The organism is Enterobacter sp. 296B2, assembly GCF_034106185.1.
Classification (GTDB): domain Bacteria; phylum Pseudomonadota; class Gammaproteobacteria; order Enterobacterales; family Enterobacteriaceae; genus Enterobacter; species Enterobacter cloacae_N.
In genome coordinates, this window is record NZ_JAWNCA010000002.1 from 113,663 (window position 1) to 136,910 (window position 23,248).

At 57.0% G+C, this 23,248-nt stretch carries 22 protein-coding genes; 5 read left to right on the top strand and 17 right to left on the bottom strand.

Annotated features, from left to right (window positions below; translation table 11 throughout):
- Window positions 1-76 precede the first annotated feature (76 nt).
- The 5 genes from malZ to phoB form a co-directional block, all read right to left on the bottom strand.
- Complete coding sequence (malZ, locus tag URZ40_RS02145) at window positions 77-1,894, bottom strand: maltodextrin glucosidase (RefSeq protein WP_320719688.1); 1,818 nt, start codon at window positions 1,892-1,894, stop codon at window positions 77-79.
- Window positions 1,895-2,056: 162 nt separating this feature from the next.
- Window positions 2,057-3,430, bottom strand: a complete 1,374-nt coding sequence (proY, locus tag URZ40_RS02150; RefSeq protein ID WP_028012135.1) for a proline-specific permease ProY — start codon at window positions 3,428-3,430, stop codon at window positions 2,057-2,059.
- 81 nt (window positions 3,431-3,511) lie between these two features.
- Window positions 3,512-4,831: a branched-chain amino acid transporter carrier protein BrnQ gene (gene brnQ / locus URZ40_RS02155; RefSeq protein ID WP_116341649.1), complete on the bottom strand. Its 1,320-nt coding sequence runs from the start codon at window positions 4,829-4,831 to the stop codon at window positions 3,512-3,514.
- Between the two features lie 409 nt (window positions 4,832-5,240).
- Complete coding sequence (gene phoR, locus URZ40_RS02160) at window positions 5,241-6,536, bottom strand: phosphate regulon sensor histidine kinase PhoR (protein WP_262804310.1); 1,296 nt, start codon at window positions 6,534-6,536, stop codon at window positions 5,241-5,243.
- 21 nt (window positions 6,537-6,557) lie between these two features.
- On the bottom strand, window positions 6,558-7,247 hold the full coding sequence (phoB, locus tag URZ40_RS02165; RefSeq protein WP_008503265.1) for a phosphate response regulator transcription factor PhoB: 690 nt from the start codon (window positions 7,245-7,247) through the stop codon (window positions 6,558-6,560).
- Between the two features lie 187 nt (window positions 7,248-7,434).
- Here phoB and sbcD point away from each other — a divergent pair, with 187 nt between their 5' ends.
- Together sbcD and sbcC are read left to right on the top strand one after the other, a co-directional pair.
- The gene (gene sbcD / locus URZ40_RS02170; protein ID WP_320719689.1) at window positions 7,435-8,640 is read left to right on the top strand and encodes an exonuclease subunit SbcD; all 1,206 of its coding nucleotides are present in this window, start codon (window positions 7,435-7,437) and stop codon (window positions 8,638-8,640) included.
- Window positions 8,637-11,768 (top strand): exonuclease subunit SbcC, encoded by a 3,132-nt coding sequence (sbcC, locus tag URZ40_RS02175; protein WP_320719690.1) that lies wholly within the window; start codon window positions 8,637-8,639, stop codon window positions 11,766-11,768. Before sbcD ends, sbcC begins: the two co-directional genes overlap by 4 nt.
- Window positions 11,769-11,843: 75 nt before the next feature.
- Here the strand turns inward: sbcC and mak are convergent, their stop codons facing one another.
- Window positions 11,844-12,749, bottom strand: a complete 906-nt coding sequence (mak, locus tag URZ40_RS02180) for a fructokinase (RefSeq protein WP_316380325.1) — start codon at window positions 12,747-12,749, stop codon at window positions 11,844-11,846.
- 123 nt (window positions 12,750-12,872) lie between these two features.
- On the opposite strand from mak, the gene rdgC reads away from it, so the two are divergent.
- Complete coding sequence (gene rdgC / locus URZ40_RS02185) at window positions 12,873-13,787, top strand: recombination-associated protein RdgC (protein ID WP_014882739.1); 915 nt, start codon at window positions 12,873-12,875, stop codon at window positions 13,785-13,787.
- A 48-nt stretch (window positions 13,788-13,835) separates the two neighbouring features.
- Here rdgC and ppnP read toward each other — a convergent pair whose 3' ends face one another.
- The 5 genes from ppnP to URZ40_RS02210 all read right to left on the bottom strand — a co-directional run bounded on the left by ppnP (window position 13,836) and on the right by URZ40_RS02210 (window position 16,473).
- Complete coding sequence (gene ppnP, locus URZ40_RS02190) at window positions 13,836-14,123, bottom strand: pyrimidine/purine nucleoside phosphorylase (RefSeq protein ID WP_008503270.1); 288 nt, start codon at window positions 14,121-14,123, stop codon at window positions 13,836-13,838.
- Between the two features lie 71 nt (window positions 14,124-14,194).
- Window positions 14,195-14,872 carry an AroM family protein gene (locus URZ40_RS02195; protein WP_320719691.1) on the bottom strand — a complete coding sequence of 226 codons (678 nt, stop codon included), beginning with the start codon at window positions 14,870-14,872 and terminating at the stop codon, window positions 14,195-14,197.
- 237 nt (window positions 14,873-15,109) lie between these two features.
- Window positions 15,110-15,301 carry a protein YaiA gene (gene yaiA / locus URZ40_RS02200; RefSeq protein ID WP_013095817.1) on the bottom strand — a complete coding sequence of 64 codons (192 nt, stop codon included), beginning with the start codon at window positions 15,299-15,301 and terminating at the stop codon, window positions 15,110-15,112.
- Window positions 15,302-15,345: 44 nt separating this feature from the next.
- On the bottom strand, window positions 15,346-15,870 hold the full coding sequence (aroL, locus tag URZ40_RS02205) for a shikimate kinase AroL (protein WP_163330408.1): 525 nt from the start codon (window positions 15,868-15,870) through the stop codon (window positions 15,346-15,348).
- 144 nt (window positions 15,871-16,014) lie between these two features.
- The gene (locus URZ40_RS02210) at window positions 16,015-16,473 is read right to left on the bottom strand and encodes a YaiI/YqxD family protein (protein WP_010428006.1); all 459 of its coding nucleotides are present in this window, start codon (window positions 16,471-16,473) and stop codon (window positions 16,015-16,017) included.
- Window positions 16,474-16,570: 97 nt separating this feature from the next.
- Between URZ40_RS02210 and proC the strand changes: the two genes are divergently transcribed.
- Window positions 16,571-17,380 (top strand): pyrroline-5-carboxylate reductase, encoded by an 810-nt coding sequence (gene proC / locus URZ40_RS02215; RefSeq protein WP_041911103.1) that lies wholly within the window; start codon window positions 16,571-16,573, stop codon window positions 17,378-17,380.
- A gap of 14 nt (window positions 17,381-17,394) precedes the next feature.
- Here the strand turns inward: proC and adrA are convergent, their stop codons facing one another.
- The 5 genes from adrA to URZ40_RS02240 form a co-directional block, all read right to left on the bottom strand.
- Window positions 17,395-18,498, bottom strand: coding sequence for a diguanylate cyclase AdrA (gene adrA, locus URZ40_RS02220; RefSeq protein ID WP_320719692.1), 1,104 nt, complete (start codon window positions 18,496-18,498; stop codon window positions 17,395-17,397).
- Between the two features lie 102 nt (window positions 18,499-18,600).
- Window positions 18,601-18,921 (bottom strand): phosphate starvation-inducible protein PsiF, encoded by a 321-nt coding sequence (psiF, locus tag URZ40_RS02225; RefSeq protein ID WP_192983485.1) that lies wholly within the window; start codon window positions 18,919-18,921, stop codon window positions 18,601-18,603.
- A 287-nt stretch (window positions 18,922-19,208) separates the two neighbouring features.
- The gene (iraP, locus tag URZ40_RS02230) at window positions 19,209-19,469 is read right to left on the bottom strand and encodes an anti-adapter protein IraP (RefSeq protein WP_061099070.1); all 261 of its coding nucleotides are present in this window, start codon (window positions 19,467-19,469) and stop codon (window positions 19,209-19,211) included.
- A 209-nt stretch (window positions 19,470-19,678) separates the two neighbouring features.
- Window positions 19,679-20,893, bottom strand: a complete 1,215-nt coding sequence (locus URZ40_RS02235) for a multidrug efflux MFS transporter (protein ID WP_192983487.1) — start codon at window positions 20,891-20,893, stop codon at window positions 19,679-19,681.
- Between the two features lie 168 nt (window positions 20,894-21,061).
- Entirely contained in the window at window positions 21,062-21,745 is a 684-nt protein-coding gene (locus URZ40_RS02240; protein ID WP_320719694.1) for an extensin family protein, read from the bottom strand.
- Between the two features lie 103 nt (window positions 21,746-21,848).
- Between URZ40_RS02240 and ddlA the strand changes: the two genes are divergently transcribed.
- Complete coding sequence (gene ddlA / locus URZ40_RS02245) at window positions 21,849-22,949, top strand: D-alanine--D-alanine ligase (RefSeq protein ID WP_320719695.1); 1,101 nt, start codon at window positions 21,849-21,851, stop codon at window positions 22,947-22,949.
- On the opposite strand, the gene URZ40_RS02250 is transcribed toward ddlA, so the two are convergent.
- Complete coding sequence (locus URZ40_RS02250; RefSeq protein WP_028012119.1) at window positions 22,946-23,176, bottom strand: DUF2754 domain-containing protein; 231 nt, start codon at window positions 23,174-23,176, stop codon at window positions 22,946-22,948. The genes ddlA and URZ40_RS02250 overlap by 4 nt on opposite strands.
- Between the last annotated feature and the right edge of the window lie 72 nt (window positions 23,177-23,248).

Sequence of the window (23,248 nt, forward strand, 5' to 3'; positions counted from 1 at the left end):
TCACCGTATACAATCCGTTAAGATTGACACAAATCGTTGCATTTGCGCCATCTTAAAAGGTGGAAACATTAGCGGATTAGCTGCCGAGCCAGACCGTCGCGGATACCGCAGGCAGCGCCAGCACGCCGTCCTGCATCGTCGCCTTGCCCTCTTTGTTCTTCCACATCGCCACCTTTAGCAGCGGTGAATCATCCAGCACCACTTCGCAGCCCTCGCCCCGGTTGATCGCCACCAGCACGCGCTGCTGGTTATAGACGCGGACAAACACCACCACGTTATCGTGGGCGTACACCACCTGACAGCCACCGTAGCGCAGGGCAAGGCTCTGCTTGCGCAGTTTCGCCAGCCGCTGATACAGGCTGAACAGCACCTTGTCCTGTTTCTCTTCCTCCCACGGGAAGGTTTTGCGGCAGAACGGATCGTTGTTGCCGTCCAGCCCCACTTCATCTCCGTAGTAAATGCACGGCACACCCGGCCAGGTGAAGAGCCATGTGACCGCCAGGGGGAAACGTGCGATGTCCTTGCCGAGCAGGGATTTAAAGCGCGCGGTATCGTGGCTATCGAGCTGGTTAAACATCCGCAGCTGCTGCTGATGCGACAGGCCTGCGCGATAGTTATCCATCCACGCTGCGCAGGTTTCGGCATCGATATGGTTCGGATCGTAGGAGATATCGGTATTTGCCAGGAATCCCCACAGCGGGAAGGTAAAGCCGCGATAGTTCATCGCCGCATCTTCCGCATCGTTTTGCAGCCACTGGCGCGCGTCGCCAAAGTGTTCGCCAAACACAAACGCCTCCGGCTGGGCCGATTTTGCCGAGCGCGCGATCCCGGCGACGTGCTGAAGGTTATTCCGCGCCCCGCCCGCTTCACCGAGCATATGCACCACGTCCAGGCGCCAGCCGTCCATATTCCACGGTGCCTTCAGCCAGTGACGGACGATGCTGTCTTCACCGCCGTAAATTTCATCAATCAGAGAAGGCGACTGGAAATCCAGCTTCGGCAGGCTCGGGTAGCCCAGCCAGTCCAGCGCGCGGCCCTCTTCGTTAAAGCTGTACCAGTCGCGCTGCGGCGAGTCCGGGTTATGACATGCCCCGCCCATCGACTGGTTATGGCGGTCAAACCAGGCGTGCGAATCGCCGCTGTGGTTGAACACGCCGTCCAGGATCAGGCGCATCCCCTCTTTTTGCGTATTCTTACGCAAGCGCAGCAGCGCCTCGTCGCCGCCAAACTGCTCATCAACGTGGCGATAATCTTCGGTATCGTATTTGTGCACGCTCGGGGCTTTAAACACCGGGTTGAGGTACAGCGCCGTCACGCCCAGTTTTTTCAGGTACGGCAGCTTTTCGCTGATGCCGTCGAGATCGCCGCCGTAGAACGTCGAGCCACCTGCCTGCGCCGTCACCGGTTCATCCCATTTTTTCAGGATGATGTCGTGACCGGCCGCATGATGGAAATAGACCTTGTCCTGGTCGGCGGTGCGTTTTTCGCTGCGCGCAAAGCGGTCCGGGAAAATCTGGTAAAAGACCTGTTCGTTAACCCACTGCGGGCCGTTATCAGGATAATCGACGGCAAACTGCTCCAGCCGCGCGGGCGGGAAACGGCTAAACCCCTGCGGGGTAAACCACAGCTGACGGTTGTTCCACAGCAGCTTGAAGCTGTATCGACGGCGCGGCTGCCCGCTGCGCAAATCGATATTCGCCCGCCACGCGGTGATCCCCGGCTGCGGCTGGCTGCGCAGCTTGTGCATTTTCAGCCCGGTCTCTTCGTTATCAATTTCGGCGCGAAGCGTCACGCGTTGAGGCTGGTTTTCCCCCGCCAGCCAGAGCGTAATCACAAGGTTGTCTTTGTTTTGCTTAACAAATGGGGCAACCGGAAGGTGCCAGGCGTTTAACATCACGAATCCCCTCTGATGAAATTGACGTCACCTTGCCACAGGGTGGTTAAGGATAGCTCACCATGACGTGATTTATTGGGGGAGGAGGACGGGGGAGGAGGCATCTGTGCGGCCTGATGCCCTCACCCTAACCCTCTCCCACGGGGAGAGGGAAAATGGATATTACTGCGCTTCCGCCAGCTGGCGGTCGCGGCGGCACTTAAACACCCAGCCGATCAGCAACAGAACGATCCACGCACAGCCCACGTACAGGGAAATGCGGGTATCCGGGTGGTAGCCAATCAGGCCAATGATAAACACCAGGAAGATCAGCCCGACCACGGTTGTCGCCACCCCGCCCGGCACCTTAAACTTCAGCGCTTTCGCCTCATCCGGCGACAGACGACGGCGGAAGGCAATCTGCGACAGCAGGATCATGATCCATACCCATACCGTCGCGAAGGTCGCCAGGGACGCAATCACCAGGAAAACGTTCTCCGGCATGATGTAGTTCAGGTAAACCGAGAACAGCAGCGCTACGGTCATCACCACCACCGTCACCCACGGCGTGCCGCGGCGTGACGTTTTGGCGAACACCTTCGGCGCGCTGCCCTGCTCCGCCATGCCGTGAAGCATGCGGCCCACGCCAAAGACGTCACTGTTTATCGCGGAGAGCGACGCGGTTAGCACCACAAAGTTAAGAATGCTGGCCGCAAAGGCAATCCCCATATGCTGGAAGGTCAGAACAAACGGGCTACCGTTGGTACCCACCTGATTCCACGGGTAGATGGACATAATCACGAACAGCGTACCCACATAGAACACCAGAATACGCATCGGCACCGAGTTGATGGCGCGCGGAATGGACTTCTCTGGATCTTTCGCTTCCCCGGCGGTGATACCGATAATCTCGATACCGCCGTAGGCGAACATCACCATTTGCAGCGACATGACCATCCCGAGCCAGCCGTTGCTGAAGAAGCCACCGTTGCTCCAGAGGTTGTGAATACCGGTCGGCTGCCCGCCGTTGCCAATTCCCCAAATAATGATCCCGAAACCGGCCACAATCATGATGATGATGGTGGCGACCTTGAAGAAGGAGAACCAGAACTCCAGCTCGCCGAACACCTTCACGCTCATCAGGTTGACGGCGCAAATGAGCAACACCACGCTCAGCACCCAAATCCAGTGCGGCACCGCCGGGAACCAGACGCCCATATAGATGCCGAATGCCGTCACGTCGGCAATCGCCACAATCAAAATTTCAAAGCAGTAGGTCCAGCCGGTGATAAACCCGGCCAGCGGGCCGAGGTTTTCCTGCGCGTAGCGGGAGAAGGAGCTGGCAGACGGGTTGTGAACCGACATTTCGCCGAGGGCGCGCATGATGATATACGCCGCCACGCCGCCGATAATGTACGCCAGCAGAACGCTGGGACCGGCCATTTTGATGGCATCTGCCGAGCCATAAAAAAGACCGGTGCCGATAGCAGAGCCCAGCGCCATAAAGCGGATGTGGCGCGTGCTCAATCCACGTTTAAGTTTGTTAGTGCTTTCCATTTAAATCTTGCCATTCAACACGAAAAAAACAAAAAACCACGGGGCCTTAAGCCCCGTGGTTAAACAGTTTGTTGCCGTTGATTAATGAGCGTTAGATGCGACCTGACGCCCTGCAGCACGATCCCAGATAACCGCCAGAACCAGTGCAACAACGGTAGGCATCAGCCAGGCCAGGCCCTGCTCGGACAGCGGCAGACGCTGTGTCCAGGCTGGCAGAATTTCAGCGAACGCTGATGCTTTAATCCCGTCAAGGATACCAAAAATCAGGCTGATAAACATGGCTGGCGCAATAATTCGTGAGGAGTTATGCCACCACGGACGGGTGAAGCTCAACACCACCAGCACGATGCACGGCGGATAAATCGCCGTCAGCACCGGAATCGAGACCTGAATCAGGTGGCTCAGACCGAGGTTGGACACCGCCATGGAGAAGATACCGAGGATAAACACCAGGGTACGGTATGAGAGCGGCAGATACTGAGCAAAGAACTCTGCGCAGGCGCAGGTCAGGCCAACCGCGGTTACCAGACACGCCAGGAAAATCAGCGCCGCCAGCAGCATACTGCCCGCACCACCGAAGGTGTGCTGAACGTAAGCGTGCAGGATAGCCGCACCGTTGGCGTTTTGATCAACCAGCATCGCGCTATCAGAGCCCAGGCGGAACAGCGCCAGATACAGCAGCGTCAGGCCTACACCGGCCATCAGGCCAGCCCAGATGGTATAGCGGGTCAGCAGACGCGCTTCGGTCACACCGCGGGAACGCGCGGCGTTAACGATAACGATACCAAACACCATCGCGCCCAGCGTATCCATCGTCAGGTAGCCGTTCACAAAGCCGTTAGAGAACGCGGCGTTTTTATAGGCGTCCATCGCGTCGCTAATTGGACCCGCTGGCCAGATGATGGCCGCCACGGCCAGTACGATCAGCGCCACAATTTTCAGCGGCGCCAGGAAGTTACCGACCGTGTCCAGCAGCTTGCCCGGATAGAGGGAAACCAGGATCACGATGGCAAAGTAAATCAGGCTGTAGATAAACAGCGGCATCGCGCCGTCGCCGGTCAGAGGAGCAATCCCTACTTCGAAGGAAACGGTCGCGGTACGCGGGGTCGCAAACAGCGGGCCAACGGCCAGATAGCAGACGGTAGCCAGCAGTACGCCCGCCACTTTACCAATCGGGGTGCTGAGGCTATCCACGCCGCCGCCGACTTTCGCCAGCGCGACAACGGTCAGGACCGGCAGACCCACGGCAGTAATCAGGAAACCAAACGCGGCGGTCCAGACGTGTTCACCCGCCTGTAAGCCAACCATTGGAGGGAAAATGATGTTGCCTGCGCCAACGAACAGCGCAAATGTCATAAAGCCCAGCGCGATAATGTCACGCGATTTTAAGTGATGGGTCATAAAACCTTACTGCCTGTGGATGTGGTGTTGAAAACGTTGAGATTTTCGATTCCCCTGACGGGACGATACAGCCGAAAATTTGCTCAATTTCAGCGGGAAATGCTCCCGTCCTGGCGTGGAGAAGAATAGTTTTTCGATTTACCACGCAAATACAGTCGGTCTGACAGTATCTGGGGGGCAATTTAAACGCTTATAACGTTTAAAGGCAAGGTGGGATCGTAAAACCAGAACAATATGCCAGCATGAAAATACACTCCAGCACAATACGCTAATTATAAGAAAAACCCATGGCTAATCATGCGAACAAAAAACAGCCAGCCGTATAAAATTCACACGCGTTTCGCTTGACTGCAAAGCAAACGGGCCAGCAAACGCTGACCCGTGGAAAGGTAAAATGACACGCCTGCCGTCAGGCGCTCTTTTTGGCAATTAATCGTTCCGGGATAACGAAACTGAAACGGGTTCCTTTACCCAGGGTACTCTGAATATCGAGACGGCTTTCATGGTGATTCACCGCGTGTTTCACAATCGCCAGCCCCAGTCCGCTCCCCCCCGTCTGCCGCGAACGCGCTTTATCCACCCGGTAGAAACGCTCGGTCAGGCGCGGAATATGCTCCGGGGCAATCCCCGGCCCGTTATCCTCCACGCTAAACTCGGCGCCTGCTGGCGTATGCTGCCAACGCACCACGATATCCGTCCCTTCCGGCGTATGGTTTACCGCGTTGTACACCAGGTTGGAGATGGCGCTACGCAGTTCATCTTCGCTGCCCAGCACCTTCAGCGTATTGTCGACGTCAAAGGTCAGCTGATGTTTTTTATGGCTTAACGTCTGCGCTTCACGCTCCACGACGCGCAGCATCATTGGCACATCTATGGTGTCATTCAGCGCAAGCGACGGCGCCGCTTCAATCTTCGAGAGCGTCAGCAGCTGTTTCACCAGCCCTTCCATACGGTGCGTTTGCTCGCGCATCGTGTGCAGCGCTTTTTCACGCGGCGCGCCTTCCAGGGTTTGCTCCTGCATCATCTCCAGGTAGCCCTGCAGCACGGTCAACGGAGTGCGTAGCTCGTGGCTCACATTGGCGAAGAAGTTACGACGCGCCCCTTCCAGCTGGTGCATCTGGGTAACGTCGCGCGCCACCATCAGCCACTGGCGATCGCTGTAGGGCATAACGCGGATTTCCAGATGGCGACCGTTATTCAGCTTCAGATTGTGTGGACGGGTAAAATCACGCTTTTTCAGATACAGCGTGAACTCGGGATAACGCAGAAGATTGAGGATGTTCTGACCATTATCGTCCGGCCAGCGCAGGCCCAGCAGCTGTTGCGCAAGGCCGTTACACCAGAAGATTGTCCCTTCTTCGGTTGTCAGGATCACCGCATCCGGCAGCGACTCTGCACCGCTGCGAAAGCGTTTGATCAGGCTTCCCAGCTCGCGACGGCGCTTTTTATTACGCATCTGCATCTGGTGCAGACCGTACAGCAGCGGCTCCCAGCTGCCGCTTCCCGGCGGCGGCGTCATGCTGCGGTCAACCCACAGCCACCATGAGAGACGCAGCAGGTTCCAGAAATGCCAGACTAACAGCCCGGTGACCGCCGCCAGCAGAAACCACGGCAGATGCCCAAGAAAGGCCCCCAGAAGAAGGGCCGGAATACAGCATAAGATCAGTTCAAAGACGAGCCTTTTCCATGACAGACGTTCCAGCACGCGTCACACTCCTGTCATTGTTCAGAAACGGGTCGAGAAACGATAACCCGTGCCGCGGACCGTCTGTACCATGCGATCGTGGCCGCTCAGTTCCAGCGCTTTTCGCAGGCGGCGGATATGTACGTCAACCGTCCGGTCTTCGACATACACGTTAGTTCCCCAGACGTTATTCAGCAACTGCTCGCGGCTGTAAACGCGTTCCGGATGGGTCATAAAGAAGTGCAGGAGTTTAAATTCGGTAGGCCCCATGTCGAGGGGGTTTTCGCCGGTCATCACGCGGTGTGACGTTGGGTCAAGGCTGAGGCCCTGCATTTCGATCACCTCTTCCACCGCCATCGGCGAAATCCGGCGCATGACGGCCTTAATGCGCGCAACCAGCTCTTTCGGGGAGAAAGGCTTGGTAATGTAATCGTCCGCGCCGGTCTCCAGACCGCGCACGCGATCCTCTTCCTCTCCGCGCGCCGTGAGCATCACAACCGGGATGTCGCGGGTCAGCGCTTCACGCTTCAGGTGTTTGATAAACTGCAGTCCGGAGCCGCCGGGCAACATCCAGTCAAGCAGAATCAGATCGGGCCAGGGTTCATTCAGCTGGTTCACCGCGCTGTCATAATCTTCCGCTTCAACCGGCTGGAAGCCATTTTGTTCGAGCACGAAGCACACCATTTCACGAATTGGAGCTTCATCTTCTACGACCAGAATACGTCTCGCCATACTTTGCCCTGTCTTATCTTATTTAAGTTACAAGTTTGTAATGCGGCGCCATTATGCGTCAGTTTTATGACAGATTTATGAAAAACAGTACCACTACAAATGGCAAACTGTTGTTTTATTACAGCGGTTATTTTCCTCTCCCTGACAGTTTATAATCGCCCGCATCGTTTTTCGCCACGGATCTCCTATGCGCATACTTCACACCTCGGACTGGCATCTGGGTCAAAATTTTTACAGCAAAAGCCGTGCGGCTGAACATGAAGCGTTCCTGAACTGGCTGCTGGAAACGGCCCGGACGCACGAGGTGGACGCGATTATCGTGGCGGGTGACATCTTTGATACCGGCTCGCCCCCCAGCTATGCGCGTGAGCTGTACAACCGCTTCGTTGTCAACCTGCAGCAGACCGGCTGTCATCTGGTGATTGTCGCCGGCAACCATGATTCCGTCGCGACGCTCAATGAATCCCGCGACATCCTGGCGTTTCTCAATACCACCGTGGTCGCCAGCGCCGGGCACGCGCCCCAGATCCTGAAAAAACGCGACGGCACCCCGGGGGCGGTACTGTGCCCCATTCCGTTTTTACGGCCGCGCGACATCGTGCAAAGCCAGGCGGGGCTGTCGGGTGCGGAAAAGCAGCAGCATTTATTACAGGCCATCACCGATTATTACCACCAGCAGCATGCCGATGCCTGCGCCCTGCGCGGTGAACAGGCCATTCCGGTCATTGCCACCGGGCACCTCACCACCGTCGGGGCAAGTAAAAGTGACGCTGTCCGCGAGATCTATATCGGCACGCTGGATGCGTTCCCGGCGCAAAACTTCCCGCCAGCCGACTACATCGCGCTCGGGCACATTCACCGTGCCCAGGTCATCGGCGGCTGCGAGCATATCCGCTACTGTGGTTCCCCTATTTCGCTCAGCTTCGATGAAACCGGGAAAGCCAAGTCCGTGCATCTGGTGAGCTTCAGCGAGGGTAAACTCAGCGCCGTCGAGACGCTGGAGGTGCCGGTCACCCAGCCGCTGGCGGTGCTGAAGGGCGATCTGGACGCCATTACCGCCCAGCTTGAGCAGTGGCGCGGCGCGGAGCTTAACCCGCCCGTCTGGCTGGATATCGAAATCACCACCGACGACTATCTCCACGATATGCAGCGGAAAATTCAGGCGCTGACCGAAGAGTTGCCGGTAGAGGTGTTGCTGGTGCGCCGCAGCCGCGAGCAGCGCGAGAAAATTCTGCTCGGCGCACAGCGTGAAACCCTCAGTGAACTGCGGGTAGAAGAGGTATTTGAACGCCGCCTGTCGCAGGAAGAGATCGATGATGCGAAGCGCCTCCGGCTCAACGAGCTGTTCAGCCATACCCTGCACGCCCTCAATGACGAGGAAGAAAACGCATGAAAATTCTGAGCCTGCGTCTGAAAAATCTCAACTCCCTCAAGGGCGAGTGGAAAATTGACTTCACCGCGGAGCCGTTTGCCAGCAACGGCCTGTTTGCCATCACTGGCGCAACCGGTGCGGGCAAAACTACCCTGCTCGACGCCATCTGCCTTGCGCTCTACCACGAAACGCCGCGCCTGAATAAGGTCTCTCAGGCGCAAAACGACCTGATGACACGCGATACAGCCGAGTGCCTGGCGGAAGTGGAGTTTGAGGTGAAAGGCGTTGCCTATCGCGCCTTCTGGAGCCAGAACCGGGCGCGCAACCAGCCGGACGGGAACTTACAGGCACCGCGCGTGGAGCTGGCCCGCTGCGAGGACGGCAAGATTCTGGCCGATAAGGTTTCGGATAAACTGGAGCAAACCGCGGCGCTCACCGGGCTGGACTACGGCCGCTTTACCCGCTCGATGCTGCTCTCGCAGGGACAGTTTGCCGCCTTCCTGAATGCCAAACCGGGCGATCGCGCAGAATTGCTGGAAGAGCTAACCGGCACCGAGATCTACGGTCAGATTTCCGCCATGGTGTTTGAAAAACACAAAGCTGCACGCGGCGTGCTGGAAAAGTACGAGGCGCAGGCGGCGGGCGTCGTGCTGCTCAGCGAAGCGCAACAGCAGCAGTTGCAGCAAAGTTTGCAGGCACTTACTGACGAAGAGAAAACCCTGCTGGCCCAACAGCAGCGACAGCAGAAAGATTTTCAGTGGCTTACGCGCCATGACGAGCTTGTGCAGGAGCAGCAGCGCGTCACCGCCCTGCAGCAGCAGGCGCAACAGGCGCTAACGAACGCGGCGCCGGAACTGGCAAAGCTCCAGCTTGCTCTGCCCGCCGCCCAGCTTCGTCCGCTCTGGGAGCACCAGCAGGAGCAAACCTCACGTCTGACGCAAACCCAGCAGCGAATCAACGAAGTAAATACTCGCTTACAGGCCAAAACCGCACTGCGCGCGCGGATCCGCAATACCGCCCTGCGTACCCATGAGCGGCTACAGGCCGAACTGACGGCACTGGCGCAGTGGCTGGCGGAGCACGAGCGTTATCGCCTGCTGGGACAGGAAATTGCCGGCTGGCGCGCCCAGTTCTCACAGCTAAACCGTGACAAAAGTCAGCTCGCCGCACTTGCTGCGCGGATGACTGAGCTACGTCAGAAGCTGGCGGAGATGCCGGAAAATACGCTGACGCTGACGGCGGATGAGGTCAGCGCGGCCATGGAGCAGCAGTCCCGGTCCCGCACGCTGCGTCAGCAGCTGACGTCGCTCCATGTCCGCTATCAGCCGCTGCAAAAGCGCCTGCGCCAGAGCGGTGAAAGCGCGCAAAAAGCCCAGGCGGAGCAGAGCAAGCTCAATGAAACGCTGGCGCTGCGCCGCCAGCAGTACAAAGAGAAACACCAGCACTATCTGGACCTGAAGGCCCTGTGCGAACGTGAAGCGACGATTAAAGATCTGGAAAGCTATCGCTCACAGCTTGAGGCAGGCAAACCCTGTCCGCTGTGCGGCTCCAGTGACCATCCTGCCGTTGAGCAATACCGGTCGCTTGAGCTGACGGATAACCAGCGCCGCCGTGATGCGCTGGAAAAAGAGGTCGCCGCGCTTAAAGAGGAAGGCCTGCTGGTGCTGGGGCAGGTGAATGCCCTGGCTCAGCAAATCCAGCGTGAGACAGGCGAAGCGCAGGCCTTGTCTCAGGAGGAGCAAGCACTCACTAAAGCGTGGGTGGAGGCCTGCACGTCTTTGAATATCGCATTGAATATTCAGGAGGATATCGCGCCATGGATGAACGAGCAGGAACAGTACGAGCGGCAGCTTTATCAGCTCAGCCAGCGCCTGACCCTGCAAAACCAGCTCAACGAGCAGGAAGCGCAGGAGCGCCAGTATCAGCAGCAGCTGACGGCCGCCCGCCAGGCGCTGGAACACACCCTGCTCGCACTCTCGCTTAGCGTTCCCGAAGAGGGTAATGAAGCCGGCTGGCTGCACGCCCGCGAAGCGGAATTCTCTCAATGGCAGGAGAAGCAAACGCAGCACGGCGTGCTTCAGGAACATATAAACGCGCTGAAGCCGCTGCTCGACACGCTTCCGGCAACAAACAGCGAAGAGGCTGAACCGGCCATCCCTGATGGCTGGCGCGACATCCACAATGAATGCGTGTCGCTGCAAAGCCAGCTCACCGTCCAGCAGCAGCAGGAAGCGCTGGAGCGCGAGCGCCTGCAGCAGTCGCAGACGCAATTCACCGCGGCGATCGCAGCGAGCTGTTTTGCCGATCGGGAGGCGTTCCTTGCGGCCCTGCTGGACGACGACGCTATCAGTCACCTCCAGCAGCTGAAACAGTCGCTGGAAAACCAGATACAGCAGGCCGCAGCCCTTTCCGGCCAGGCTAATCAGCAGCTGCAGGCGCACCTTGCACTGCGCCCGGAAGAACTTGACGCGGATGCGTCAACTCTGCAAAGCCAGCTGCAGCAGCTGGCGCAACGGCTTCGCGAGAACACCACGCATCAGGGCGAGATCCGCCAGCAGCTTAAGCAGGACAGCGATAACCGCCAGCATCAGCAGGCGTTAATGCTGCAAATTGAAGAGGCCGCGCGCCAGGCAGATGACTGGGGATACCTGAACGCGCTGATCGGCTCCAGCACCGGCGACAAGTTCCGCAAGTTCGCGCAGGGGCTGACGCTGGATAACCTGGTCTGGCTCGCTAACCAGCAGCTCAACCGCCTGCACGGGCGTTATCTGCTGCAGCGCAAAGCCAGCGAGGCGCTGGAGCTGGAAGTGGTCGACACCTGGCAGGCCGATGCGGTGCGTGATACGCGTACGCTCTCCGGCGGCGAAAGCTTCCTGGTCAGCCTGGCGCTGGCGTTAGCGCTGTCCGATCTGGTGAGCCATAAAACGCGAATTGATTCCCTGTTCCTGGATGAGGGGTTCGGCACGCTCGACAGTGAAACGCTGGATACCGCGCTGGATGCGCTCGACGCGCTGAACGCCACTGGAAAAACTATCGGGGTGATCAGCCACGTTGAAGCGATGAAAGAACGCATTCCGGTGCAGATTAAGGTGAAGAAAATCAACGGGCTGGGGTATAGCAGGCTGGATAGGGTGTTTGCGGTGGAATAAATGGGGGGATGGTGCGGTCTGATGCCCTCACCCTGGCCCTCTCCCACGGGGAGAGGGTACAAACACAACCTGTTTTTATTCCGGCCATAACCACGCCGCGCCTCGCACGCCGCTTGAGTCGCCGTGGACGGCTTTACGGATCGGGGTTTCACACTCGCCGCCGAAGACCCACTGTTTCACCAGGTTCGGTACCGTGGCGTACAGTCGATCAACGTTGCTCATGCCGCCGCCGAGCACAATCACGTCCGGGTCAAGAATATTCACCACGTGCGCCAGCGATTTCGCCAGACGCATTTCGTAGCGGCTGAGCGCCAGTTCGGCCACGGGATCCTGTTCTTCCACCAGACGCATAATCTCGTTCCCCTTGAGCGGCTGACCGCTCAGGCGATGGTAGTCGTTCGCAAAACCGGTGCCGGAGATAAACGTCTCGATACAGCCCTGCTTGCCGCAGTAGCACGGCACCTCGGCGCGGTATTTAAGCTCATCTTCATCCATCCACGGCAGCGGGTTGTGTCCCCACTCGCCCGCCGTGCCGTTGCCGCCGATATGGGCACGTCCGCCAAAGGCCACACCCGCGCCGCAGCCGGTACCGATAATCACCGCAAACACGGTCTGCGCCCCGGCTGCCGCGCCGTCGATGGCCTCAGAGACCGCCAGGCAGTTAGCGTCGTTGGCCAGACGCACTTCCCGGTTCAGGCGCACGCTTAAATCTTTATCAAACGGCTGACCGTTGAGCCAGGTGGAGTTGGCGTTTTTTACCACCCCGGTATACGGCGAGATCGACCCCGGGATCCCCATCCCGACGCTGCCGGTTTGTCCTGTCGCCTGCTCGGCCATATCGACCAGCCGGGCAATCGTCTCGATCGTCTGGTGATAGTCATCGCGCGGCGTCGGCAGACGATGGCGAAACAGCTGTTCCCCCTGCTCGCTCAGTGCGATGACTTCTGTTTTGGTGCCGCCCAAATCAATCCCAATACGCACAAGACTCTCCTCATTATTTTGATTATCAACAGAGTAGAAGCACGCTTCCCGATTAGCAATGCAAGCGATGCGACAATTCGTTATCATGCCCGCTGATTTAACGACAAGGCCGTGGAAATTATCATGCTGTGGTTCAAAAATTTGATGGTTTACCGTCTCAGCCGCGACGTTTCGCTGCGCGCAGAAGAGATGGAAAAACAGTTAGCCGCTTATAGCTTTTCCCCTTGCGGTAGCCAGGATATGGCGAAAACCGGCTGGGTTCCGCCAATGGGCTCACAAAGCGATGCACTGACCCACGCCAGCAGCACGGGTCAAATCATCGTCTGCGCCCGCAAAGAAGAGAAAATTCTGCCCACGCCGGTGGTTAAGCAGGCGCTTGAAGCAAAAATTTTCAAGCTGGAAGCCGAACAGGGCCGCAAGCTGAAAAAAACCGAAAAAGATTCGCTGAAAGACGAAGTGCTGCACTCTCTGCTGCCGCGTGCCTTTAGCCGCTTCAGCCAGACGATGATGTGGATCGATACCGTTAACGGGCTGATTATGGTGGACTGCGCCAGCGCCAAAAAAGCCGAAGATACGCTGGCCCTGCTGCGTAAAAGCATCGGCTCTTTACCGGTCGTTCCGCTGGCGCTGGAAACGCCGATTGAGCTGACCCTGACCGAATGGGTCCGCAGCGGTACCGCGGCGCAAGGTTTCCAGATCCTGGACGAGGCCGAGCTGAAAGCCCTGCTGGAAGATGGCGGCGTGATCCGCGCGAAGAAGCAGGATCTGGTGAGCGACGAGATCGCCGTACACATTGAGGCTGGTAAAGTGGTCACCAAACTGGCGCTCGACTGGCAGCAGCGCATTCAGTTCGTGATGTGTGACGACGGCTCCGTGAAGCGTCTGAAGTTCTGCGATGAACTGCGCGATCAGAACGAAGATATCGACCGGGAAGATTACGCCCAGCGCTTTGACGCGGACTTTATCCTGATGACCGGCGAGCTGGCCGCGTTAATTCAGAATCTGGTGGAAGGTCTTGGCGGCGAAGCGCAAAGATAACAGGCAAAACGTAGGCCGGGTAAGCGTGAGCGCCACCCGGCTTATTTTTTATTTCAGGTAGCGGCACAGATAAGAGGTCGGCTCAGCAACCTGCAAATGGAACTCGCTGTGGCCAGGTACGTTGAAAACTTGCCCGGCAGCGTAAACTTTCCATTCCGTTTCACCCGGCAGTAAGACGTTCAGCGCGCCGCTGACCACCGTCATCTCTTCCGCTTCAGCCGTGCCAAAGGTGTATTCCCCTTCAGCCATCACGCCCACACTGGCGCGGCCAGTGCTGCTGCTGGTAAAACCGATGGATTTCACTTTACCGGAAAAGTATTCGTTACTTTGAAGCATGAACTGGCCCTTATATTCAGAGATAAAAATTCACTATAGGGGCCATGCTCATCACCTGTCACGCAAAATCATTACGTCAGAAGCTCTGAGGCCAGGCGAGCCATCAGAACATTGGATAACAGCACCGGCACGTCCAGCGCCTTTTGCAGCAAATCGCGGTGATGCTGGTGGAAACCAAGACAGTCCAGAATCAACACATCTGCCCCTCTCTCCAGCAGCGCCTTCCCGGCAGCAATGAGTTTGGCCTCGCTGTCCCAGAAGGGGTTTGCCAGCGCATACAGGGGCGTTTTTTCGAGCACATGCCATTTTACTTCCTGGTTGTCCATGAGCTCCTCAATGGGCACAATGACCCCAACCTGGTGCCCGTCAACAATGGAGGCCACCAGCGGAGGAATAATGCGCATTGGCTCAAGCAGAATCGCATTACGCGCAATGAGTCCCTTAATGGGGGCGGTACTCATCAGCAAAATAACGTCATACGCTTGATTATCGAGTACTTCTATTACAGCCTGCAGCGAACGCTCAATTTTCTGTCGAGAAACATGCGCCAGTTTACCGTCGCTTAATAACGTCGCCAGGGGATCCTCCCCCGCCTCTACAGCGTAGTCTTCCATGACCTCTTCCCGACTCATCTTACCCAGCAGGCTAAGATGCGTGATCTGTTGTTCAGATACATGCTCGGTTAAGAGCGGTAACACTTCGCTTACAGGGACCACACCAATGGTGAGGATCGCCAACGTTGCCTTCATCTTCTTCGCCTTCCATCACTACAAAAACGTGTACACAGGTACAGGCTCACTACGCTGCACAGTTCGTTTTTTCAACAAAACAGCACCAAGCGTAGCAGGCGATCTCTGTCCCGAAATGTAAAGATCGCCTGCCGGTAACGGAGCTACCTGTAATAACTAAATATTAACTCCTGCTTAACATTTGCGATGAGTAAAAAGTGTGATTCAGGCACGGTATTGGAGCGTTTAGGAAAACATTCATGACTTATCGGGATCTTCGTAGCGCCGTTTGGCATCCAGCGCTTCCTGTTCAGTCTCATGTTCACTGATCAGCGAGTCCGGTTTGGGGTGATCGGCACGCAGCTGGTACCAGGTGACAGTCTGGTCGCCATTGCCTTTTTCAACGGTAACAATACGTGCTTCGCGCGGATAGGGAGGTCTGGTTGGCATAGCTCATCCTTTTTTTATGTCTGAGCTATCAGTATAGACGGCGGTTAGCTGGCACACGCCAGACGCAGGGCGGTAATAATCTGAATTACCACATCTTCCGGGGCCGCAGAGGCATCCACAACATGGTGCGCCGCTTCACGGTACAGGGCATCGCGCTCGGCCAGCACTTCGCTCACCTCTTCGCTGAGCGGCCTTGACGTCAGCGCCGGGCGTTGTCCCTCTTCAGGAAATGCCTCAAGGCGCCCGACCAGCGCCGCCACCGGCGCGCAGAGATAGATCACAATGCCTTTTTCGCGCATAAAGTGACGATTACATTCGGCCAGAACAATGCCGCCTCCCGTCGCAATGACGGCTGACGGCGTGGTGACCGCTTTCAGCGCGGCCGTTTCGCGGGCGCGAAAGCTTTCCCATCCCTCTTGCTCCACGATGTCTGCAATGGTTTTGCCGGCCTCGGTCTGCAGCCAGTGGTCGGTATCAATAAACTGACGATGACACGCGCGTGCCAGTTCCAGGCCAACGGTGGTTTTCCCACAGCCGCGGGGGCCAACTAAAAAGATGGGTTGGGTCATAGCCAGGTGTTCCCCTTGATGCCGAATGGCTGAAGAGTGTAAAGAAATAATTGCAGAAGATGTGTCGATTACTTTACTGCAAAGCGGTACGGGATGACAACCCTGTGGAAGCCACACTGTACCACAAATTGACAATAATTATCATTACGCTGTACGGCGCTTCACTTCCAGCAGCCATTTATCCAGTTCGGCGGCAAACTGCTGGCGATCGCGCTGGGACAGGCTGTCCGGTCCACCGGTCTGCACGCCGCTGGCCCGCATCGTATCCATAAAATCGCGCATGGTGAGCTTTTCACGAATGGTTGAAGGCGAATAACGTTCACCGCGTGGGTTGAGCGCCGCCGCCCCTTTCTCCAGCACTTCAGCCGCCAGCGGTATGTCGGCGGTAATAACCAGATCCTCCGCGCTGCACAGACGAACTATTTCGTTATCCGCTACGTCGAACCCGGCCGGCACGCGCAAGGAGCGGATGAACCGCGAAGGCGGTACGCGAATATTCTGGTTCGCCACCAGCGTCAGCGGCATCTGAACGCGCTCGGCGGCGCGGAATAAAATCTCTTTAATCACATTCGGACACGCGTCCGCATCAACCCAAATCGCCATATTGTCTCCCCATAATGACTCTGCCGACTATTGTCGCCTGCATTTCGTTGTTAAGCTATCAATCAGAGAAAACAACGCATAATGACGGAGAATCGTGATGGATAAGAAAATCGGGTTTATCGGCTGCGGTAACATGGGCAAAGCCATCCTGGGCGGCCTGATCGCCAGCGGGCAGGTCCTGCCGGGTCAGATTTGGGTCTATACCCCGTCACCGGATAACGTCGCCGCGTTGCGCGATCAATACGGGATCAACGCCGCCGAAAGCGCGCAGGAGGTGGCCCAGGTTGCCGATATCGTCTTTGGTGCCGTTAAGCCGAACATCATGATCAAAGTGTTAAGCGACATCACCTCCAGCCTGAATAAAGAGACGCTGGTCGTGTCGATTGCCGCGGGCGTGACGCTCGATCAGCTGGCCCGCGCGCTGGGCCACGACCGTAAAATCGTCCGCGCAATGCCGAATACCCCCTCACTGGTCAACGCCGGCATGACCTCCGTCACCCCTAACGCGCTGGTGACCTCAGAAGAGGTAGCGGACGTGCTGAACATCTTCCGCTGCTTCGGCGAGGCGGAAGTGATTGCGGAATCGATGATCCATCCGGTGGTCGGCGTGAGCGGTTCAGCCCCCGCGTACGTCTTCATGTTTTTAGAAGCGATGGCGGACGCCGCCGTGCTTGGCGGTATGCCGCGCGCGCAGGCGTATAAATTCGCCGCACAGGCAGTGATGGGCTCCGCCAAAATGGTGCTGGAGACCGGTAAACACCCGGGAGAACTGAAAGATATGGTCTGCTCCCCGGCCGGTACCACCATCGAAGCGGTGCGGGTGCTGGAAGAGCGCGGGTTCCGTTCGGCCGTCATCGAGGCGATGGCCAAATGCATGGAAAAGTCAGAGAAGCTGAGTAAATCCTGATGTCTGGTCGGGCGTCAGGCCGCCACTTCGGTGCGGCCGCGCCCGGCATTTTTCGCCTTATACAGCGCCACATCTGCCGCCTTCAGCCATTCCCGATAGTGCACAAACTGCGGTCCCCAGGGAGCCACGCCCACGCTGATGCGCAGAGGCTCTTTCGGCGCACATGGTAACGATAGCGTTTCCAGCCGCGCGTGAACCCGCGACATGACGGCGATGGCGCTTTCAGCGGCCGTCTGGGACATAATCACCGCGAATTCATCCCCGCCAAACCGGCCTATCGCATCGCCTGACCGCACCGACATCTGGAGCTGGCGGGTAATGGCCACGATAGCCTTGTCGCCCACGTCGTGCCCCCAGGTATCGTTGATGTTTTTAAAGTGGTCGATATCAATCAGCAATATCGTGGCAGTGCAGTGGCTCCGGCGACAGAGCTCAAACTCATTGCGCAGCAGCATTTCCCAATGTCGACGGTTAAAGACCCCGGTCATGCCGTCACGGGTACTCATCATTTCCAGCCGCCGCTTATGTTCCGCCAGCCTGACGGCAGTACGATGGCTAAGCCAGGCAAACAGCATGGGATAAAGCATAAGGACGGGAAGCGTTAAGCCCCACTCCAGCGCTCCCGGATTAAAGGGCACCACGTGGCCAACGAGAGGTAATGTGACCAGCACGGAAAGCGTGGTGAGTGCCATCCCCGAAATAAACAGACGACAGCCGCCTGAGCCCATCATATTTATACCCACCATCATCAACAGCGCTGCCGCAGGTAACGCATAAACTCCCATCACGCCAATCCATAGCCCGGCGATAATGGCATCCATCTTAAGGTTGAAGATCTCCTGCTGAAGAGGTGAAGCGGCGCGGCAGGATAACTGCCAGGCGAAGTGCGGCCAGACGAATGCCCACCCCACCAGTAACAACCACCAGCCGCCGGGTAAAAAATGGCTGACAAGCATTTCTGCCACGGGGAAAAACATCGCCGCCAGCCCGACAGCGCGCGCCAGCCGAACTCGCCTGGCGAGCTGGAAGCCGGTGCGGTGAGGGTCATCCTGAGAAAGAGTTAAACTCCACTCTTCCCGAATGCGCTTTTTGGTGTAATACGTTTCATCATTCATCATTTTTGGGAATATTCTGAAACATTTTCCCAAATTATAGAGAGGGGGTCTGCGGGGAAAGTATGAAATTTCGGGTGAGCAGCCCGCGCCGCTCACCCGTTAGAACTACACTTTTTTCTTCAAGCAGGCACTCATGAACTTGCTGCGATCGTCTCCCTTCAGGGACTGTTCGGTCGCTTTCGCATTACACTCGCGCATTTTTTGCTGCTGCGGCGTCAGGCTTTTTTCGCCGGGTTTCGCGGCGCCGTTTTTCAGGCAGTCGCTCATGTAAGTCTTACGCGCATCCCCCTTGAGACTCTGGGACGTCGCCTGTTGATTGCAGGTGGTCATACGTTGCTGCTGCGGCGTGAGCGTTTTCTCTTCCGCATTCGCCGAGGAGATCAGGAACAGGCCGGAGAACAGAGTAACCAGTAATGTTGTTTTCATTGCACCATCCTTTTGTGAACATTCCCTGTAAGTCTGGTTCGTGACAGAAAAAAAACCACCCGGCAGTTGTGATTTCCGCCGGGAATTTATCATTTCATATCCAGCGCGCCGAAATAGACGGTCTCGGCATAAATAGCCGGGGTAATTAACAGGGGAAGTAACGCGAAGAAACATGCGCTCTGTTTCAATTTATTTTATCAAGGTACCAATACATAAAAAATAAAACAGAGCGACTACAGGCATCCGGCATGACAATTTTATGACATGTCAGCACCGTCCGTAACGGCTTAACTGCGCGGATGCCTCAACAGCTTCTTTACGTATTGCTGCAGCAACTCGGCATCCTCTGGCGGAACCTGCGTATCGGGCCGCGCCTTGTCCAGCGCCCCTTCGATGCTATCAATTAACGCCTGCTGGTCAGATGTTGCCATCTGCCGCAGCAGCGCCGTGACAACGATTTCCAGCGCTTCGACCTGGGCGACCAGCTCTTTCGACTCCTCTTCCTTTTGTGCAAGCTTGACCAGCAACTCAGCAATGAGATTCTTCATCGTGCTATTTCCTTATGGGATTTTCTCTGAAATTAACACCAGGAATGAAATATGCAAAGCGGAGAAAAGTATTATCTTATGCAAAAGTGACGTTGCCGCCAAATTAGCGCCCCGGCATTTTCAGCGAAACGTTTTTCTATAAAATAAACGCCGCATTTTGTTATAAAAAATGCGGCAACCATAAGAATATATAATACATCTGTCAGCGGTTATTTCGCCGATTTCGCCTCCGCTATTTGCCTGCGGCGACGCAGGGCAATAGCCAGCTGAATAATATTGATTAAAACGACTATCGCCGTCGCGGCAAATACCCAGCGAAAACCCGCCATTGCAGAAACGGATGCGCCAATAAGCGGACCGGCAACGTTGCCTAAATACATAAAAGACTGGTTATAACCAAAAATACGCCCCGTCACCTGGTCGCTGGAATATTTGACCAGCAACGTCTGTACGGCAGGCAACATAGCGCCATCCGCAAAGCCGAGTAAAAATCGCAGCACGCCCAGCTGAAGCGGAGAGGTAACAAACGACATGGCGAAGAAGAGCACCACCGCAAAAATCAGCGTCGCCATCAAGATGCGCGCCGTGCCGATCCTGTCACCTAACTTCCCCAGGCGCGGCGCAGAGATCAGCGCGGAAACGCCCGGCACGGCGGCAATCATGCCGCTGAGAAAGGCGATATTGTTGCTGTCCGGCTCCATCGACTTAATAAACAGCGCCAGAATCGGGCCGACCGAACCGTTGCAGAGCTGGATCACCATGGTGGTGACAAACAGGCTAATCACGAGTCCCGGGTAAGGCAGCGAGGCGAAGACGGCCCTGCCGCTCAGGCGCTCAGATTTACTGATAACGGGGCGGCCACCCTCTTTGATAAGAAAGAGCGTAACCAGAAAGCTGATCACCAGCAGGATCGCGGTGATGATGAACACCGCGCGCAGCCCGACGTGGTCAGCCAGAAAGCCCCCCAGCAGCGGGCCGCCGATAACGCCGCTGATCTGGGCGGTAGAGAGCGTACTCAGCGCCCAGCCGCTGCGCTCGCGCGGCACCTGAGAGGCAACCAGCGCCATGGCGTTGGGAATATACCCGGACGTCAGCCCCATTACCGCCCGCAGGAAAAACAGCTGCCAGACGTTGGTGGCAAAGGCCTGGAGCAGAATAGCTATCGCCATCCCGAGCGAGGCGCGCAGCAGCATCAGCTTGCGCCCTTTCCTGTCGGCCAAGCTGCCCCACATTGGTGACACAATGGCGGAAACCAGAAACGTGACGCTGAACGTCAGGCCGGACCACATGGAGAGCGCTTCATGCGAGGTGACCCCCAGCTGCGAGACGTACAGCGGCAGGAACGGCAGGATCTGGCTGATGGCAAGCCCTGTAAAGAAGCAGCCGAACCAGACCGAGATGAGATTAACTTTCCAGGATTCCATACAGAAATAGTCTTCATTTTTAGGCGAATTCGCCGTCAGATTAGCAAGTTACGCGCCTTAACGTCGCACCAGAGATGCGGCCTTGCTGACTTTGGTGTTTTATCTTCCCAGTCATCATATTTGTGAAATAAGTCACAAATCATCCATTTTCTGGCGGAAGATTATGCTTCAGCGACAGAGGCCAAAACCGCGCATTCCCAGATGAAAATGGCTGGCGTGCGCCGCGTTATACTCCGGCCCAAGACCGTTACCGTAGTAGCCGCAGCTTGCCGCCAGCAGAGCCTTCAACCAGGGCTGCGTTTTTGCCGATTTCCAGCCCTTCAGCACCGTAACATGCTCCCCGTTCGCCAGCCGAAAAGCGGCGATATCCAGCGCCTCTGCCGTGGCATGCTCGCTGCGCCGCGCATCGGGCCGGTGGTAGATATTGCGGCAGGCAAAGCTGCCGAGGTGCTCAATGCGGGTCAGTTCACTGCCGGTGAAGCGTTTAGTCAGGGGCCGGGCCTGCTGGCTGACAAACAGGGCCGAGCTGAGCGCCAGCGGACAGCTGGCAAGAAAACTGCCGTTCAGGCTCACCGGGCCGAAGTCTCGCACGCGCACGACGTCGCTCAGCGGACATTCCCCGCCGCTGTCAGCCACCGCCTGGGTGCGAATAAGGTTTCTTTGATTAGCCTGCGCTAACAGGCTCGAGCAGACTTCGGGCGTTAAGCGCCGAAGTTTATACTGGGTAATGCGGCCAGGCGGGTCGTCCAGGGTCAGCGGCGTGAAGGGGTTGTAGTAAGACGGCAACCAGCGATAGCCCGCCGTTGCGATTACCCCAAGGATGAAAACGATCAGCAGCGTTTTTCCTTTCACTCTCCCCCCTCACTGTTACCCAAAACATTATGGCAGAAGGCCGCGAAACCCGCAGGGCATCGTGGTATGTTATTGGCTTTTCGTCAGACTGGAAGAGAGTGAGATGGCAAAGCAGCGCGTAGGTATTGTCTTTGGGGGAAAATCAGCAGAGCACGAGGTGTCATTGCAATCGGCTAAAAATATCGTTGATGCGATCGATAAAAGCCGTTTCGACGTGGTGCTGCTGGGCATTGATAAACAGGGCCAGTGGCACGTTAACGATGCCAGCCAGTATCTGCTGAATGCCCACGATCCGGCGCACATCGCCCTCAACCCTTCGGAGATCAGCGTCGCCACCGTACCCGGCGTCATGAAGGGACAGCTCATCGACGCAGGCAACGCGCAGGCTCTCGCCCAGATCGACGTGGTCTTCCCTATCGTGCACGGCACCCTGGGCGAAGATGGTTCCCTGCAGGGGATGTTGCGCATGGCCAACCTGCCGTTCGTCGGCTCGGACGTACTGGGCTCCGCCGCCTGCATGGACAAAGACGTCACCAAACGTCTACTGCGTGATGCCGGCCTGAATATCGCACCATTCGTGACGCTCACCCGCGCCAACCGCGATAAGCACAGCTTCGCGCAGATCAGCGCTGAATTGGGTCTGCCGCTGTTTGTGAAGCCGGCCAATCAGGGCTCCTCCGTGGGCGTCAGCAAAGTCACCAGCGAAGCAGAGTTCACGCAGGCCGTTCGTATGGCGTTTGAGTTCGACCATAAAGTGGTGGTTGAGCAGGGGATCAAAGGCCGCGAAATTGAGTGCGCCGTGCTGGGCAACGATTTTCCACAGGCGAGCACCTGCGGTGAAGTGGTCTTAAACAGCGACTTCTACTCCTATGACACCAAATACATTGATGATAAAGGCGCACAGGTTGTCGTTCCGGCGAATATCGATCCGGCGATCAACGACGCGATCCGAGCGATCGCCATTCGCGCCTATCAGACGCTCGGCTGCAGCGGCATGGCGCGCGTAGATGTGTTCCTGACGCCGGAGAACGAAGTTGTTATCAATGAAATCAACACGCTGCCGGGTTTCACCAACATTAGCATGTATCCAAAACTGTGGCAGGCCAGCGGGCTAGGCTACTCTGAGCTGATCACCCGCCTGATCGAACTGGCGCTGGAGCGTCACGCCGCCGACAGCGCCCTGAAAAGTTCCGTCAACGGTTAATCGGCACCCTTAGCCGTCTCCTCCGCTGTCGTCTCTTCCGGACGACGGCGGATAATCAACCCTGCGAGCCAGAAACTGATTACCCAGGTCACCAGGCCCACGGCATAGGTTTGCCAGCCTTTTGCCTCAAATCCCAACAGCCCCACGACGCCGTTAAGAATAAAAATCAGGCCAATAGCAAAGGCGTAGTAGTGCCAGTCACGGCGAAGTTTGGACGTGAGCTTCATAACAACTCCGGCAGGGAAAAAAAGACATCCTCTCACAGTTTTACCGCCAGGTCTGTGGCAGATGCGGAAATT

Coding starts and splice junctions, on each gene's coding strand:
- malZ (WP_320719688.1), bottom strand. CDS start 1,894: ATGTTAAACGCCTGGCACCTTCCGGTTGCCCCATTTGTTAAGCAAAAC.
- proY (WP_028012135.1), bottom strand. CDS start 3,430: ATGGAAAGCACTAACAAACTTAAACGTGGATTGAGCACGCGCCACATC.
- brnQ (WP_116341649.1), bottom strand. CDS start 4,831: ATGACCCATCACTTAAAATCGCGTGACATTATCGCGCTGGGCTTTATG.
- phoB (WP_008503265.1), bottom strand. CDS start 7,247: ATGGCGAGACGTATTCTGGTCGTAGAAGATGAAGCTCCAATTCGTGAA.
- sbcD (WP_320719689.1), top strand. CDS start 7,435: ATGCGCATACTTCACACCTCGGACTGGCATCTGGGTCAAAATTTTTAC.
- sbcC (WP_320719690.1), top strand. CDS start 8,637: ATGAAAATTCTGAGCCTGCGTCTGAAAAATCTCAACTCCCTCAAGGGC.
- rdgC (WP_014882739.1), top strand. CDS start 12,873: ATGCTGTGGTTCAAAAATTTGATGGTTTACCGTCTCAGCCGCGACGTT.
- ppnP (WP_008503270.1), bottom strand. CDS start 14,123: ATGCTTCAAAGTAACGAATACTTTTCCGGTAAAGTGAAATCCATCGGT.
- URZ40_RS02195 (WP_320719691.1), bottom strand. CDS start 14,872: ATGAAGGCAACGTTGGCGATCCTCACCATTGGTGTGGTCCCTGTAAGC.
- yaiA (WP_013095817.1), bottom strand. CDS start 15,301: ATGCCAACCAGACCTCCCTATCCGCGCGAAGCACGTATTGTTACCGTT.
- aroL (WP_163330408.1), bottom strand. CDS start 15,870: ATGACCCAACCCATCTTTTTAGTTGGCCCCCGCGGCTGTGGGAAAACC.
- URZ40_RS02210 (WP_010428006.1), bottom strand. CDS start 16,473: ATGGCGATTTGGGTTGATGCGGACGCGTGTCCGAATGTGATTAAAGAG.
- proC (WP_041911103.1), top strand. CDS start 16,571: ATGGATAAGAAAATCGGGTTTATCGGCTGCGGTAACATGGGCAAAGCC.
- adrA (WP_320719692.1), bottom strand. CDS start 18,498: ATGATGAATGATGAAACGTATTACACCAAAAAGCGCATTCGGGAAGAG.
- psiF (WP_192983485.1), bottom strand. CDS start 18,921: ATGAAAACAACATTACTGGTTACTCTGTTCTCCGGCCTGTTCCTGATC.
- iraP (WP_061099070.1), bottom strand. CDS start 19,469: ATGAAGAATCTCATTGCTGAGTTGCTGGTCAAGCTTGCACAAAAGGAA.
- URZ40_RS02235 (WP_192983487.1), bottom strand. CDS start 20,893: ATGGAATCCTGGAAAGTTAATCTCATCTCGGTCTGGTTCGGCTGCTTC.
- ddlA (WP_320719695.1), top strand. CDS start 21,849: ATGGCAAAGCAGCGCGTAGGTATTGTCTTTGGGGGAAAATCAGCAGAG.
- URZ40_RS02250 (WP_028012119.1), bottom strand. CDS start 23,176: ATGAAGCTCACGTCCAAACTTCGCCGTGACTGGCACTACTACGCCTTT.